Source organism: Burkholderia cepacia, from assembly GCF_029962485.1.
GTDB lineage: Bacteria > Pseudomonadota > Gammaproteobacteria > Burkholderiales > Burkholderiaceae > Burkholderia.
Genome location: NZ_CP073637.1, coordinates 1,475,939 through 1,490,401 on the forward strand (window position 1 = coordinate 1,475,939; position 14,463 = coordinate 1,490,401).

General features: G+C 71.5%; 8 protein-coding genes. 7 read left to right on the forward strand and 1 reads right to left on the reverse strand.

All coding sequences use genetic code 11. The annotated features are described in order from the left end of the window. Positions 1–38: 38 nt before the first annotated feature. A complete protein-coding gene (locus KEC55_RS06865) occupies positions 39–956 on the reverse strand; it encodes a sensor domain-containing diguanylate cyclase (protein ID WP_282507272.1) in 918 nt (305 codons plus the stop codon). 582 nt (positions 957–1,538) lie between these two features. Between KEC55_RS06865 and bcsB the strand changes: the two genes are divergently transcribed. Genes bcsB through bcsA form a run of 7 tightly spaced genes read left to right on the forward strand, consistent with a single transcriptional unit; the run spans position 1,539 to position 14,451 of the window. Next, a complete protein-coding gene (gene bcsB / locus KEC55_RS06870; protein ID WP_282507273.1) occupies positions 1,539–3,857 on the forward strand; it encodes a cellulose biosynthesis cyclic di-GMP-binding regulatory protein BcsB in 2,319 nt (772 codons plus the stop codon). 3 nt (positions 3,858–3,860) lie between these two features. Further along, positions 3,861–5,081 carry a cellulose synthase complex periplasmic endoglucanase BcsZ gene (gene bcsZ, locus KEC55_RS06875; protein WP_282507274.1) on the forward strand — a complete coding sequence of 407 codons (1,221 nt, stop codon included), beginning with the start codon at positions 3,861–3,863 and terminating at the stop codon, positions 5,079–5,081. Then, positions 5,066–8,974, forward strand: coding sequence for a cellulose synthase subunit BcsC-related outer membrane protein (locus tag KEC55_RS06880; RefSeq protein ID WP_282507275.1), 3,909 nt, complete (start codon positions 5,066–5,068; stop codon positions 8,972–8,974). The genes bcsZ and KEC55_RS06880 overlap by 16 nt, the downstream gene beginning before the upstream one ends. Positions 8,975–8,982: 8 nt before the next feature. Further along, positions 8,983–10,935 (forward strand): cellulose biosynthesis protein BcsE, encoded by a 1,953-nt coding sequence (gene bcsE, locus KEC55_RS06885; RefSeq protein ID WP_282507276.1) that lies wholly within the window; start codon positions 8,983–8,985, stop codon positions 10,933–10,935. Beyond that, positions 10,932–11,141 (forward strand): hypothetical protein, encoded by a 210-nt coding sequence (locus tag KEC55_RS06890; RefSeq protein WP_282507277.1) that lies wholly within the window; start codon positions 10,932–10,934, stop codon positions 11,139–11,141. Before bcsE ends, KEC55_RS06890 begins: the two co-directional genes overlap by 4 nt. After that, positions 11,138–11,917: a cellulose biosynthesis protein BcsQ gene (bcsQ, locus tag KEC55_RS06895; protein WP_176047085.1), complete on the forward strand. Its 780-nt coding sequence runs from the start codon at positions 11,138–11,140 to the stop codon at positions 11,915–11,917. The genes KEC55_RS06890 and bcsQ overlap by 4 nt, the downstream gene beginning before the upstream one ends. After that, positions 11,914–14,451 carry a UDP-forming cellulose synthase catalytic subunit gene (gene bcsA / locus KEC55_RS06900; protein WP_282507278.1) on the forward strand — a complete coding sequence of 846 codons (2,538 nt, stop codon included), beginning with the start codon at positions 11,914–11,916 and terminating at the stop codon, positions 14,449–14,451. Before bcsQ ends, bcsA begins: the two co-directional genes overlap by 4 nt. Positions 14,452–14,463 lie beyond the last annotated feature (12 nt).

Sequence of the window (14,463 nt, forward strand, 5' to 3'; positions counted from 1 at the left end):
TTGTCCCACTTTCCAGGTGGACTTCCTCCGGGTGCGCGCTATGCGCACATCGCACGCTGCGATCGCGTCCGCTTGGCCTCGTACATCGCCTGATCGGCATGCTCGATCAGCGCGGTCATCTCGGTGCCGTCGTCGGGCATCATCGCGATCCCGACGCTGACGCCGAGCCGCAACGCGCGCCCCTCGAATTCGAACGGTTCGCCGACCTGTTGCGCGAGCCGCGTGCATTGCGCGTGCGCGTCGTCGCGGGTGCCGATGTTCGGCAGGATCACCGCGAATTCGTCGCCGCCGACACGTGCGACCGTATCCGAGCGCCGCACCGCGCCCTGCATGCGCGTGGCGATCTCGCGCAGCGCGGCGTCGCCCGCGCGGTGGCCGAACCCGTCGTTGATCGGCTTCAGCCCGTCCATGTCGATGTTGAGGATGCCGAGCCGGCCGTTCGCGCGCAGCGCCGTGTGCATCGACTGCCGCAGGCGGTCGTAGAACAGCGCGCGGTTCGGCAGGCCCGTGAGCGCGTCATGTGTTGCGCGCAGGTACAGCTCGTTCGCCTCGTTGCGCGCCGCGTGAAACATCGCGGCGGCGATCAGCTCGGCCGTCAGCCGCAGCGTGCCGGCGTCGGCGGGCGAGAAACCGTCGATGTCCGGCGACATCACCTTCAGCACGCCGACCGTCGTGTCGGCATGCGTGAGCGGCATCACGAGCATCGAGCGCAAGCCGACTCGGCGGCACGCATCGCGATCGACTCGCGGGTCGGTTTCCGAATCGACGCAGTGCAGCAATTCGCCTTGCTGCACGCACAGGCCCGACAGGCTGCCCGAGCGGCGCAGCCGCAGCCCGAGCATCCCCGCGGCGGTGCCCGACGCGGCGCGGTACACCATGTCGTCGCCTTCCGCGAACTCGACCGCGGCGGCGCTCGCACCGGTGAGCAGCGGCACCTGCTCGGCCACATAGGCCATCACACGCTGCCGAGGTCGAGGCCGAGCTTCGCGATCTCGGTCTGTACGGCGATGACGCGCAGCAGCGTGTCGGGGGACGGGGTGGCGGTGTCGACGATTTGATTCAAGTCAGTTTTCCGTGAAAGAAAGCGCATCCGGCGTCGCGGGATTGCGGTAGCATACGCGCCGCCTCGCGGCAGCGCGTCCCGGGCGGTCCGCAACGGATCGCCGCCAGCCAGCCGCACCGCGCCGGCAGTATGCCGTTCGGCCCGTCCGGCGACAACGGCGCAATTCTTACCATTCGTCCCTCTCGTGCAGTATTTCCGACGGGATTGAGGTTTTTTTCGCTTCACCGTCACGAATTCGCGTAAGTTTTGTCCTATTTTTGAGATAGTGTGACGAATGGATGCGCGCCTGTGCCAGGTGCGCGCAGCACGACGACGGCCATTAAAGAATTCGCCGCGTTGTTTCGATAAATGCATCAGGCCAGTTCGCCATATGAGGGGAAGCAGTGGGGATGTGCACTCACGGGCATAGCTGCTTAGCGCGCGTCGGTTCCGACGTGCTTGATGACCGGATCAACAAGACTAAACGGAGGGGCGCATGAAGCCGGCCGCGTCGCTGCTCGCCCTGTCGGCCGCCATGGTTGGCGCCTTGCACACGGCCGCGTTGTCGGCCGCGCCGATGCCGGCGGTGCCGGCCGCCGCGTCGGCTGCCGGGCTCGCTGAAGCGTCGGCACCGGCGCTCGCGGTTGCGCCGAGCGCGGCCAGCGCGTCGTCTGCCGGCCTGCCGGCGACGACCGTGCATCTGCCGTTTGCGTCGCTCGGCGCGTTCGATCCGCTGCGCCTGCGCGGCGCCGACGACGCGCGCACGATCAACGCAGGCGTGCGGCTCGACCGTGTGGTGACGGGCGCGCGGTTGCGCCTGACCTACGCGTATTCGCCGTCGCTGGTGTTCCCGATGTCGCACCTGAAGGTGTCAGTGAACGGCGAAGTGATCGCGACCGTCCCGTTCGACGCCGCGCGCGCGGGCCGCACGGTCACGCAGGACATCCCGATCGATCCGCGCTACTTCTCCGATTTCAACCAGATCGGCCTGCGCCTGATCGCGCACTACACGCTCGACCATTGCGAGGATCCGTCGAACTCCGCGCTGTGGGCCGACGTGAGCCCGACGAGCGAGCTGATCCTCGACGAATCGCCGGTCCGCCTGCCGAACGATCTCGCGCTGCTGCCCGCGCCGTTCTTCGACCGGCGCGACAACGGCCGCGTGCGGCTGCCGTTCGTGCTGCCGGCCACGCCCGATTCGGCGACGCTGCGCAGCGCGGGCGTGCTCGCGTCGTGGTTCGGCGCGCTGGCCGACTACCGGCATGCGCGCTTCCCGGTGTCGTCCGGGCTGCCCGCCGACGACCAGGCCGTGGTGGTCGGGACGGCCGCGACGCTGCCGGCCGGCCTCGCGCTGCCGTCGGTCAGCGGCCCGCTGCTCGCGGTTGCCGACAACCCGGCCGCGCCGGGACGCAAGCTGCTGGTCGTCACGGGCCGCACGGCGGCCGAGGTCGACGATGCGGTCGCGACGCTCGTACTGGGCCGCGCGGCGCTGTCGGGGCCGGCGGCCACGGTCGCGCACGTCGATCTCGGCGCGCCGCGCAAGCCGTACGACGCGCCGCGCTGGCTGCCGGTGAACCGGCCGATCACGTTCCGCGAGCTCGTCAACGATCCGCGCCAGCTGGAAGCGCGCGGCACGACGCCCGACGCGATCCGCCTGAACCTGCGCGTGCCGGCCGATCTCCATTCGTGGAACGGCGCGGGCGTGCCGATCACGCTGCGCTATCGCTATACGGCACCGACCGTGCAGGACAATTCGACGCTCGCCGTCGAGATCAACGACCAGCTCGTGAAGTCGTACCGGCTCGGGCCGGCCCACGCCGAGGACGCGCGCGGCCGCATGCAGCTGCCGCTGCTGTCGGTACCGGAAGGGCGCGTGACGAGCGATGTCGACATCCCGGCGTTCCGCGTCGGCAGCGGCAACCAGCTGCAGTTCCGCTTCACGCTCGATTCGCAGAAGACGGGGCTCTGTTCGAGCACGGCGTCCGAGCCGCAGCGCGCGGCGATCGATCCCGATTCGACGATCGACTTCTCGCACTTCGTCCACTACGCGCAATTGCCGAACCTCGCGTTCTTCGCGAACAGCGGCTTCCCGTTCACGCGCTTCGCCGATCTGTCGCAGACGGCCGTCGTGATGCCTGACCGGCCGTCGCCGCAGGAGCTCGAGGCTTACCTGACGATGCTTGGCCACATGGGCGAATGGACCGGCTTCCCGGCGCTGCGCGTGCAGGTCGCGCGACCGGGCGACGTGGCCGCGTTGGCGGGCAGCAAGGATCTGCTCGTGATCGACGGCTCGCCCGCGTCACCGCTGCTCGCGCGCTGGCGCTCGGCGCTGCCGCTCGCGTTCGGCGAGCAGGGCGGTGCGGGCGGCGACGGCGCCACGCGCGTCGCGTTCACGGTGAAGGAACGCTGGCGCAACGGCGTCGGTCTTGCCGACGGTGGCGCGCATATCGAACAGACGGGCCCGCTCGCGGCGCTCGCCGGGTTCGAACTGCCGGGCAGCCGCGGCCGCAGCGTCGTCGCGCTGACGGCGACCGATCAGCCGCGCCTCGGCGATCTGCTCAACGTGTTCGAGAACCCGGGCCTCGTGTCGCAACTGCAGGGCGACCTCGCGGTGGTGCGGCCGGGGCAGGTCGACAGCCTGCGTGTCGGCGAGCCCTACGTGGTCGGTTTCGTGCCGTGGTATGCACGCGTGTGGACGCATGCGGCACGGCATCCGGTCGCGCTCGGCGCGGTCGGCGTCGTCGCGGGGCTGCTGCTCGCGCTCGGCGTGTTCAGCGTGCTGCAGAGAATCGCCGCGCGTCGACGGGGGATGTGACGGATGGCGCGGGTTATGACGAAGCGACGGGCAGCGCGGCCGGCGCGGCGTGTCGGCGCGACACTCGCGCTGGCGCTTGCGGTGACGTGCGCGGCGGCCGGCCTGGCCACGCGCGCGCAGGCCGCGGGCGCCACCGCGCCCGATGCGGCATGCAGTGCGGCGTGGCCGCGCTGGGACGCGTTCAAGCGCGATTTCATCTCGGCCGACGGCCGCGTGGTCGACGTCGGCTCGGCCGATTCGCGCACGGTGTCGGAGGGGCAGGCGTATGGACTTTTCTTCGCGCTGGTCGCGAACGACCGGCGCATGTTCGACACGATCCTCGCATGGACCGAGAACAACCTCGCGCAGGGCGACCTGAGCGCGCACCTGCCGGCGTGGCTGTGGGGCCGGGCGCCCGACGGCGCGTGGCGCGTGCTCGACGCCAACGCGGCGTCGGACGCCGATCTGTGGATCGCGTATGCACTCGTCGAGGCCGGACGGCTGTGGCACGAGCGCAGCTATACGGCGCGCGGCGCGCTGCTCGCGAAGCGCGTGCTCGACGACGAGACGGCTACCGTGCCGGGCCTCGGCCTCACGCTGCTGCCGGGGCCGACCGGTTTCAAGCTCGCCAATGGCCAGTTCCGCGTGAATCCGAGCTATTCGCCGCCGCAGGTGATCCGCGCGCTCGGCGCGCGCCTGCCCGACGACCGGCGCTGGGCCGCGCTGGTCTCCAGCACCGGGCGCGTGCTGCTCGACACCGCACCGAAAGGCTTCTCGCCGGACTGGGCGCTGTATCGCGCAGGCACGGGCTTTGGCCCCGATCCGGAGACGCACGCGGAAAGCGCGTACAACGCGATCCGCGTGTATTTGTGGGCCGGCATGCTCGACCGTGCCGATCCGCTGGCCGCGCCGCTGCTCGCGCGCTTCGCGCCGTTCGCCGACTACATTGCCGCGCATGGCGCGCCACCGGAGAAGGTCGATACGACGACAGGTGTCGCGGGGCCGAACGACGGCAACGGCGGGTTTTCGGCGGCGGCTGTGCCGTTCCTCGACGCGCGCGGCCAGCGTGCGCTCGCGGATGCGCAGGCGGCCCGCGTCGATACGCTTGCGCGCCAGTCGCCGCCCGGCTATTACACGAGCGTGCTGACGCTGTTCGGCCTCGGCTGGCGCGACGGGCGCTACACGTTCGGCGCGGACGGCACGCTCGACACGCGCTGGGGAGGCCGCTCGTGCGCCGCCCGCTGAAACGCGCCGCGCCGCATGTCGCGGGCTTTGCGTGGCTCGCGTCGTCGGTATGTGCGGCCGCACCGGGCACCGCATCCGACACGGCGATGCCGAAGACTGCCGCGCGGGCAGCATCCGCTTCCGCCGATGCGCAGCGCCAGCTCGACACCGCGCGGATGTGGGGCGTCAAGCATCGCGACGACCTCGCGCGCGACGCGCTGCGCAAGGGGCTGCTGATCGCGCCGGGCGATCCCGAACTGCTGGCCGAACAGGTCCGCGTGCTGCTGCGGCTGGGCGATGCGAAGGGCGCACAGGCGTCGCTCGCGCGCCTGCAGGCGCAGTCGCCTAATGCGCCCGCCACACGGCGGGTGGCCGACGAATACCGAGTGGCGACCAGCGGGCGCGGCGAGATGGCGCAGATCCGCCTGCTCGCGCGCAGCGGCCGCTCCGACGAGGCGGCCCGGCGGATCGTCGCGCTGTTTCCGAACGGTGCGCCGTCGGGCGCGCTCGGCGCCGAGTATTACGAGATCCTCGCGAATGCGCCGGGCGGGCGCGAGTCGGCGATCGCCGCGCTGCGCCGCACGATCGCGGCCGATCCGCAGGACACCAGCTCGGCCATGGCGCTGGCGCGGCTGCTGAACCAGCATGCCGACACGCGTGCGGAAGCGAACCGGATCGCCTGGTCGCTCGCGAAGCGTGACGACGCCGACCATACGGAGGCGATGTCGCTGTGGCGGCGCGTGCTGCAATTGACCGGCAACGATCCCGCGTATCTCGATGCGCTGCAGGCGTATCTCGCGCTCGTGCCGGACGACACCGAATTCCGCGGCCGCGTGGCCGAACTGGACAGCCGTCGCGACGCGCAGCGCCGGCTCGAACGCAATCCCGACTACATCGCGCAGCAGCGCGGCCTGCAGGCGCTCGAGCGCGGCGATCTGGCGGCCGCCGATCCGTTGCTCGCCCGCGCCGCGCGTGCGCGGGCCGACGACGCCGACGCGGTCGGCGGGCTCGGCCTGTTGCGTCTGCGCGAAGGGCGGCACGACGAGGCGCGCGCGCTGTTCGCGCGGGCGGCAACGCTCGCGACCGACCAGCGCGGCAAGTGGCAAAGCCTGACGCGTACCGCGCAATTCTGGGGGCTGCTCGCGCAAGGGCGCGCGGCGGCTGCCGCGGGGCGGCCGCAGGATGCCGAGCGTGCGGCGCGTGCGGCGCTTGCCATGCAGCCGAACAGCCCGGACGCGAAGCTGCAGCTTGCCGATGCGCTGCTCGCGCAGCGCGACTGGGCGCGCGCGGAGCCGTTGCTGCACGAGTTGCTGGCCGCGCGTTCGCCGAGCCCGTCGGCCGTGCGTGGCGCGGCGACGCTGTATGAAAACACCGGCCGCGCGGACCGGATCGGTCCGCTGCTCGACGCGCTGCAAGGGCGCGTGACGGGCCGCGACGATCGCCGCGCGCTCGACAGCCTGCGCGCCGATCTGCTCGCGAGCCAGGCGCGCGCGCTTGCGGACAAGGGCGAACGCGGGCCCGCCGCGCAGCGCTACGAGGCGGCCGTGCGCGCGGCGCCCGACGTGCCGTGGACGCGCTTCGCGCTCGCGCGCCTCTATCGCGACATGGGGCTGCCGCAGCTCGGCCGCACGGTGATGGACGACGGGCTCGCGCAAAGCGATACGCCCGAGATGCGTTACGCGACTGCGCTGTACCGCAATTCGCTCGACGATATCGCGGGCGCGCAGGCCGCGCTGGCTCCCGTCGACGACGCGCACCGTTCCGACGGGATGCGCGCGCTCGCGCGCAAGCTCGACGCCGAAGGCATGCTGGCCGACGCGCGCGGCGCGCTCGGGCGCGGCGACCGCGCCGCGTTCGCGGCATCGCTCGCGCATGCACAGGCCAGCGCGCCGGACGATCCCGACATGCTCGCCGCGATCGGCGCGCAGTGGATCGACGCGGGCGAACCCGAGCGCGGCCTCGCGCCGCTGCACGACTGGATCGTCGCGCATCCGCGCGAAGCCGATGCGGACGTGCGGCTGCGCTATGGCGATCTGCTCGGCAGCGCGGGGCGCGACGATGCGCTCGCCGCGTGGCTCGACGCGCTGCGTCGCGAACCGTCGCTGACGCCCGCCCAGACCGCGCGGCTCGAGGACCAGTCGCTGCGGCTCGTGCTGCGGCAGACGGACGATGCGATCGCTCAGCAGGACTATGCACGGGCGCGCCAGCTGCTCGATCGCGCGAGCCCGGCCGGCCGCGCGGACAAGCGCTACGCGCTCGAACTGGCCGATCTCGAACGCGCGCAGGGCCATTACGGTGCGGCGCGCGACGCGCTCGCGCCGGTCGTCGCGCGCACGCCGGACGACGCCGATACGCAGCTCGCGCTCGCGCGGATCGACGAGGGCAGCGGCAACCGTGCGGCGGCGCTCGCACGTGTGCAGGCCGTGCTCGCACGCACGCCGGACGACGACGTCGACACGCAACTGTCGGCCGTGCGCCGCCTGAACGCGCTGCGCCGCTCCGACGAGGCCGCGCAGGTGACCGGACGGCTGCATGCCGCGTACCCGGAGCGCGCCGACGTGACGGTCGCGGCCGGGCGCGTGGCCGAGGCACAGGGCCGCTATGACGACGCGGCGTCGCTGTACCGGCTGTCGCGGTCGCAGGAGCGCACGGCGGGCGTGAGCCCGGGCCGCGACGGCCTGACGCCCGCGCAGGCCGCGTTCGCGGATCTCGAGCAGCGGCGGAACCCGGAGATCGAGACCGGCTGGATGCCCTCGTACAAGTCCGGCGACGAAGGCATTTCGTCGTATCGCGCGCAGCAGGTGCCGATCTACGTGCAGATGCCGATCCGCTACGACGGGCATGTGTTCGCCCAGATCGACACCGTCCATCTGGATCCGGGCACGCTCGACACGAGCGACCCGAACGCCTATTCGCTGCAGACGTTCGGGACCTACGCGGCGCTCAGGGCACAGAACGGGCTGCCGCCTCCGTTCCAGTTGAATCAGCCGGCCGCCGCGCTGATCGCGAATCCGCCGGGCTCGCTGCACCAGTCGATGACGGGCGTCGCGCTCGGCGCCGGCTATCGCACGGACGCATGGCGCTTCGATCTCGGCACGTCGCCGCTCGGCTTCCCCGTGCATTACCTGGTCGGCGGCGTACGCTACCGCTTCGACGCGGGCCCGGCGAGTTTCACCGTGAATGCGTCGCGGCGGCCGGAAACGAGCAGCGTGCTGTCGTACGCGGGGATGCGCGACCCGTGGACGGGCGCGGTCTGGGGTGGCGTGCGCCGCGACGGCGTGAACCTGCGCGCGTCGGTCGACGTCGGCCGCACCAACCTGTTCGCGGAACTCGGCGCGGGCGTGCTGTCCGGCCGCAATGTCGAACGCAACGCGGAAGTCACGCTGCGCACCGGCTTCACGGTGCCCGTGTACGAACGCGCGACGATGAAGGTCAACACCGGTCTCGTCGGCAGTGCGTGGCACTACGCGCAGAACCTGCGCTACTACACGTACGGGCAGGGCGGTTACTACAGCCCGCAGCGCTACCTGTCGCTCGGCGTGCCGATCGAATGGGCGGGGCGGCGCGACGCGCTGTCGTGGGACCTGACCTTCACGGGCGGGATCTCGAACAGCTACGAGAAGGATTCGCTGTACTACCCGACGTTCTCGGGCCAGCGGGCCGAGCAGGTCGCGGCCGGGTTCGTGTACGCGGGCAGCTCGACGCGCGGCGTGTCGTTCTCGTACGGCTTCAACGGCATCGTCGAGTACCGCGTGAATCCGCACCTGAGCGTCGGCGCGCAACTGCAGATCGACCGGTCGCACGACTATGCGCCGAGTTCGGCGCTTGTGTACCTGCGCTATGCGTTCGATGCACGCGCGCAGCGTAGCTGGCTCGTCACGCCGACGCCGGTACGGCTTTATTCGGATTACTAGGGGAACGCGTGAATACGGAATTCGATGCCACCCGTCCCGTGCTCGGCGCCGCCGGCTTGCCGGGCCGCCTGCGCGCGTTGCTGCGCATGGGGCCGGCCGGCGGCCGCGTCGGCCCGCTGAGCCGGCTCGCGATCGACGGCCTGCCCGACACATGGACGCAACTGGAGGCGGGCGGCCTGTACGCGATCTACGCGGCCGGCGGCACGCCGGCGTGCGACGCGCTCGTCTGGGAAAGCGCGCGACAGGCACGTACGCGCGACGTGACGGTCGTGCTCGCGCGCGATGCGGTACGCGTCGCCGGCCAGATGGAATCGCTCGGTTTCTCAGGCGGCGCGCAGCCGGCCGGCTGGCCGCGCAACCTGAACGTGCTGGCGATGCCGCCGGCGGCCGAGCCGGCCACGGGTGACGGTACGGGCGTAACCGCCGACGCACCGCGCCGCGCGGCGCCGGGCCCGTTCGCGCGGCTGACCGGCGGCCTGCGTGCGATGAAGCGCTACGGTTTCCGCGCGCGTTCGCTGTATTTCGTCGAAGGCGCGCAGCGCTGGTTCAGCTGGGACGACCCGGTCGCGCTCGCGGATGAAGCACACGCACTGGCCGACTGGTGCCGGACACGCCGGATCGCGCTCGTGCTGCTGCTCGATCCTGAGTCCGCGCGGGCGGGCGACGACGTGCGCACCGACGATGCGCCGTTCGTGCGCGATGCGGACCGCACGCCGCGCAGCGGCTTCCACGGTATCTGTTCGGGCGTCGCGCAGTTGCAGCGCACGCACGGCGAACTGCTGTGGGTCGTCGATTTCTGGCGGGCGGGCGACACGCTTGCGGCCGGGGAAGTGCGGCCGCTGCGCTTTGCGCCGGGCGGCCGGCTGTCCGCGAGCGTCGATGGCGGCGCGACCGAATCGGCGCACCGGATGAAGCTCGCGAGCGACGAGGATCGTGTCGTCGTCAGCCGTGCGGTGCTCGACGGCACGAATCGCGCGCCTGCCGACTGGGAAATCGTCGAAGACAACGCGGCCGTCGTCGCGGCGTGCGCGCATGCCCAGGCCGCGACCGCGGTGCTCGCGTTCCGTTCGCATGCGCAGCTCGAAGCGTTGTGCGCGGACGTGCATGCGTTGCGCCGGCAATGCGGCGGCGCGCTGAAGATCGCGGTCGTCGAACGCGGCGAGGTGCTGCGCCAGCAGTTCGAGATGCTCGTGCTGAGCGTCGGCGCGAACCGCGTCGTCGCGCGCGATTTGCCGGTCTCGCGGATGCAGGCGGCCGTGCATGCGCTGCGCGGCCAGCTCTACGCGCGGCCCGTCGCGCCCGACTATCGCGCGGCGCTCGCGGCCGCGCTCGGCGATTCGGTGCTCGGCTATCTGCCGGTAGGCGCGTTCTGCCTGCGTATTCGCGCGGTGCTCGATCGCGGCGCCGTGCTCGCGCTGCCGCACACGCTCGCGAAGATCACGCTGCTGCCTGGCGTGTCGCATGTCGACGCATTGCGGCAATGCCACCCGCGCCGCGCGGGCGACGTCGTGACGGCCGACCCCGGACATCTGTTCGTGTTCCTGTTCGCGTGCGAGCCGGTCGACGCCGACGATGCGCTCGCGCGGATCTTCGACGTTCCGGTCGACACGCTGTCCGATCGCGTCGTGTGCCTCGGGCAGGGCAGCATCGACACCGAGCTCGACGCGCTGAAGGCCGAGAACCGCCGCGCGCCGATCGCCGACTACAGTGACCTGTTCGCGGCGACGCGCCTGGCCGGCGGCGTGCGCACGCCGCCCGCGGGCGCCGAGCTCGGCGTGAGCCCGGCCGAAGCAAGCGAGGCGATCGCGGAAATCGATGCGATCGTCGCGCTCGAGGCGATCGGTGCGACGCCGGCGCCCGAAGCCGTCGACGCACCGGCGCCGCATCCCGTCATTCCCGCCGCGCGTGCGCGCGGCGCTACCCGCAGCGCGATGCCGCTGCGCAAGCAGGAGCGCGCATGATTGCCGCACTCGTCATCGGTTTCATTGGCGGCATCGTGATCGCGGTGCCGGTGTGGATCATCGCGCAGCACCTCGGCATCGGCCGCGGCTTCCATGCGCCGCGCGGGATCGACCGGCACGACGCGGTGCCGTGCGAACTCGTGCCGGTCGCGTTGCGTGGCCGGTTGCTGCCCGGCGCCGTTGGCGGCAACAAGGCGGCACGATGAAGACGATCGCCATTACGTCGACGACCGGCGGCGCGGGCCGCACGACGCTTGCCGCCGCGCTCGCGGTGCTGCTTGCGCGCCGCGGACGGCCGGTCGTCGCCGTCGAATTCGATGCGCAGAACCTGATGGGCGCGACGCTTGGCCTCGACACGCTGGCCGAACACGGTCTCGCGCAAAGCGTGCTCGGCGGCGCCGAGCCGTGGCATGCGCATACGTGGCGCAATGCCGACGGCGTGCTGTTCGTGCCGTACGGACAAGTCGATGCCGCCGATGCCGCCGCATGCGATGCGCGGCTCGTGGCCGATCCCGCATGGTTGTCGCGCGCGCTGGACGAGATTGCGCTGCCGGCCGAGGGCGTCGTGCTGGTCGACACCGCACGCTATCCGTCGCCGCAGGCCGAGCAGGCGATTCGCCGCGCGGACCTGACGCTCGTCGTCGTGCCGCCGGAGCCGACCGCCTGCGCGACGACGGCCGCGCGGCTCGGTGCGCTCCGGGCCGGCGCCGGTGAACTGCAGATCGTCGTGAACCGGCTGAATCCGGCACGCGACATGCAGCGCGACGCGCTCGCGATGCTGCGCGCGGTCGCGGGGCCGGCATCGATGCTCGAACAGCGGATCCACGTCGACGCGGCGGTGCCCGAAGCGCTCGCGCGCGGCAGCTGGATCTTCGACGACGCGCCGTATTCGCAGGTGTCGCACGACCTGAACGGCATCGCGAACTGGGTTCATGCGTGGCTGACGGCCGTCGCCGCGGGCCGCACCGGAGCGGCGCGATGAAGCCCGCGTTCGCGCCGCGGCTGCGCACGCTCGGCCGCCGTGTGGCCGACTGGTGCGCACGCGGCATCGGGCTGCCGGCCGAGCGCACACTGGTCGACTGGCTCGTGCGGCTGTTCTTCCACGCGCCGCGGCCCGGCCGGCCCGATCACGTGCGCCGTTGGGTGCGCGTCGCGTTCCTGCGGCTCGCGCACGACTGGGGCGTGCTGCAGCCACTCAGTCCGCGCGAATGGCTGTGGCGCGCGATCGTGCGCGCGCCGCGCGCAGCCGATGGCCGGCCCGCGCGCGATCCGCTTGCGTGGTTCGACAAGACCGTCGTGCCCGTCTACGTGGCCGGGCGCGCGGTCGGCCGGCGCATCGACGCGTTGCTCGAACGCCTGCCGTGGGTGCGCTGGGGCGGCTGGCTCGATGCACGCGCGAACGGCGTCGGCCGGCGCCGCTGGCTCGCACCGCTGCTGCTCGTGGCCGGCGCGCTGCTCTGGGCCGCGGCCGGGATGTCGCCGCTGATGCCCGGCGCGCAGTTCGCGTTCTTCGCGATCGTCGCGGTGCTGGCACTCGCGCTGCGCCGCCTGCCGGGCCATCTGCCGACGCTCGCGCTCGCGTCGCTGGCGCTGCTCGCGACGGTGCGCTACGTGTGGTGGCGCACGACGCAGACGCTCGATTTCCGCAGCCCGCTCGAGGCTATCGCCGGCTACCTGCTGTACGGCGCCGAAGCCTATACGTGGATGATCCTGCTGCTCGGCTTCGTGCAGACCGCATGGCCGCTCGACCGGCCGATCGTGCCGCTGCCCGACGATCCCGACACCTGGCCGACCGTCGACATCTACATCCCGACCTACAACGAGCCGCTGTCGGTCGTGAAGCCGACGGTATTCGCCGCGCAGAGCATCGACTGGCCGAGCGCGAAGCTGCGCGTGTACCTGCTCGACGACGGCAAGCGCCCCGAATTCGAGGCGTTCGCGCGCGAGGCCGGCATCGACTACGTGACGCGCGACGACAACCGCCACGCGAAGGCCGGCAACATCAACCGCGCGCTGCCGAAGACGCACGGCGAATACATCGCGATCTTCGACTGCGATCACGTGCCGACGCGCTCGTTCCTGCAGACGACGATGGGCGTGTTCCTGCGCGATCCGAAGTGCGCGCTCGTGCAGACCCCGCACCATTTCTTCTCGCCCGATCCGTTCGAGCGCAACCTCGGCACGTTCCGCGAGATCCCGAACGAGGGCAACCTGTTCTACGGGCTCGTGCAGTCGGGCAACGACCTGTGGAACGCGACGTTCTTCTGCGGCTCGTGCGCGGTGCTCAAGCGCAGCGCGCTGGAAGAGGTCGGCGGCGTCGCGGTGGAAACCGTGACCGAGGATGCGCACACGGCGCTCAAGCTGCACCGGCGCGGCTATACGTCGGCGTACCTGCCGACCGTGCAGGCGGCCGGCCTCGCGACCGAAAGCCTCGCCGGCCACGTGAAGCAGCGAACGCGCTGGGCGCGCGGGATGGCGCAGATCTTCCGCATCGACAATCCGTTCCTCGGGCGCGGGCTCGGCCTGATCCAGCGGATCTGCTACGGCAACGCGATGCTGCACTTCTTCTACGGGATTCCGCGGCTGGTGTTCCTGACGATCCCGCTCGCTTACCTGTTCTTCCACCTGTACTTCATCAACGCGTCGTCGCTCGCGCTCGCGAGCTACGTGATTCCGTACCTCGTGCTCGCGAACGTCGCGAACTCGCGGATGCAGGGGCGCTATCGTCATTCGTTCTGGGCCGAGGTCTACGAATCGGTGCTCGCGTGGTACATCGCACTGCCGACCACGGTCGCGTTCTTCAGCCCGAAGCATGGCAAGTTCAACGTGACCGACAAGGGCGGCAAGATCGACGAAGGCTACGTCGACTGGTCGACGTCGAAGCCGTATCTCGTGCTGTTCGGGGTGAACGTGCTCGCGATCGCCGCCGGCCTGTGGCGGCTGGTGGCCGATCAGGGCGACGAGGCGTCGACGATCCTGATCACGCTCGGCTGGACCGTGTACAACCTCGCGATGCTCGGCGCGGCGCTGGCCGTCGCGCGCGAGACCAAGCAGGTGCGCGTCACGCACCGGATCGCGATGCGCGTGCCGGCCATGCTGCTGCTGCCCGACGGGTCGACGGCCGCATGCTTCACGAGCGACTACTCGACCGGCGGTCTCGGCCTCGAAGCGGTGCCGGGCCTGCCGCTCGCCGTCGGCGACACGCTGACGGTGTGCGTGACGCGCGGCGATCGTGCGTTCCCGTTCCCGGTGCGCGTGACCCGCGTGACGCCGACGCATGTCGGCTTGAGCTTCGAGGAACTGACGCTCGAACAGGAGCGCCAGCTCGTGCAGTGCACGTTCGGCCGCGCGGATGCCTGGCTCGACTGGCACGAGGGCGAACGCCTCGACACGCCGCTCGGCGGGCTGAAGGAGGTGTTGCGTATCGGCCTGGACGGCAATGTGCGAATGTGGAAGGGCGCGGCGCGTGGCCTGCTGGCCATGCTGGCGCCGAAACTCGATCGGGCGCGCGACTGACGCGGCGCTCAT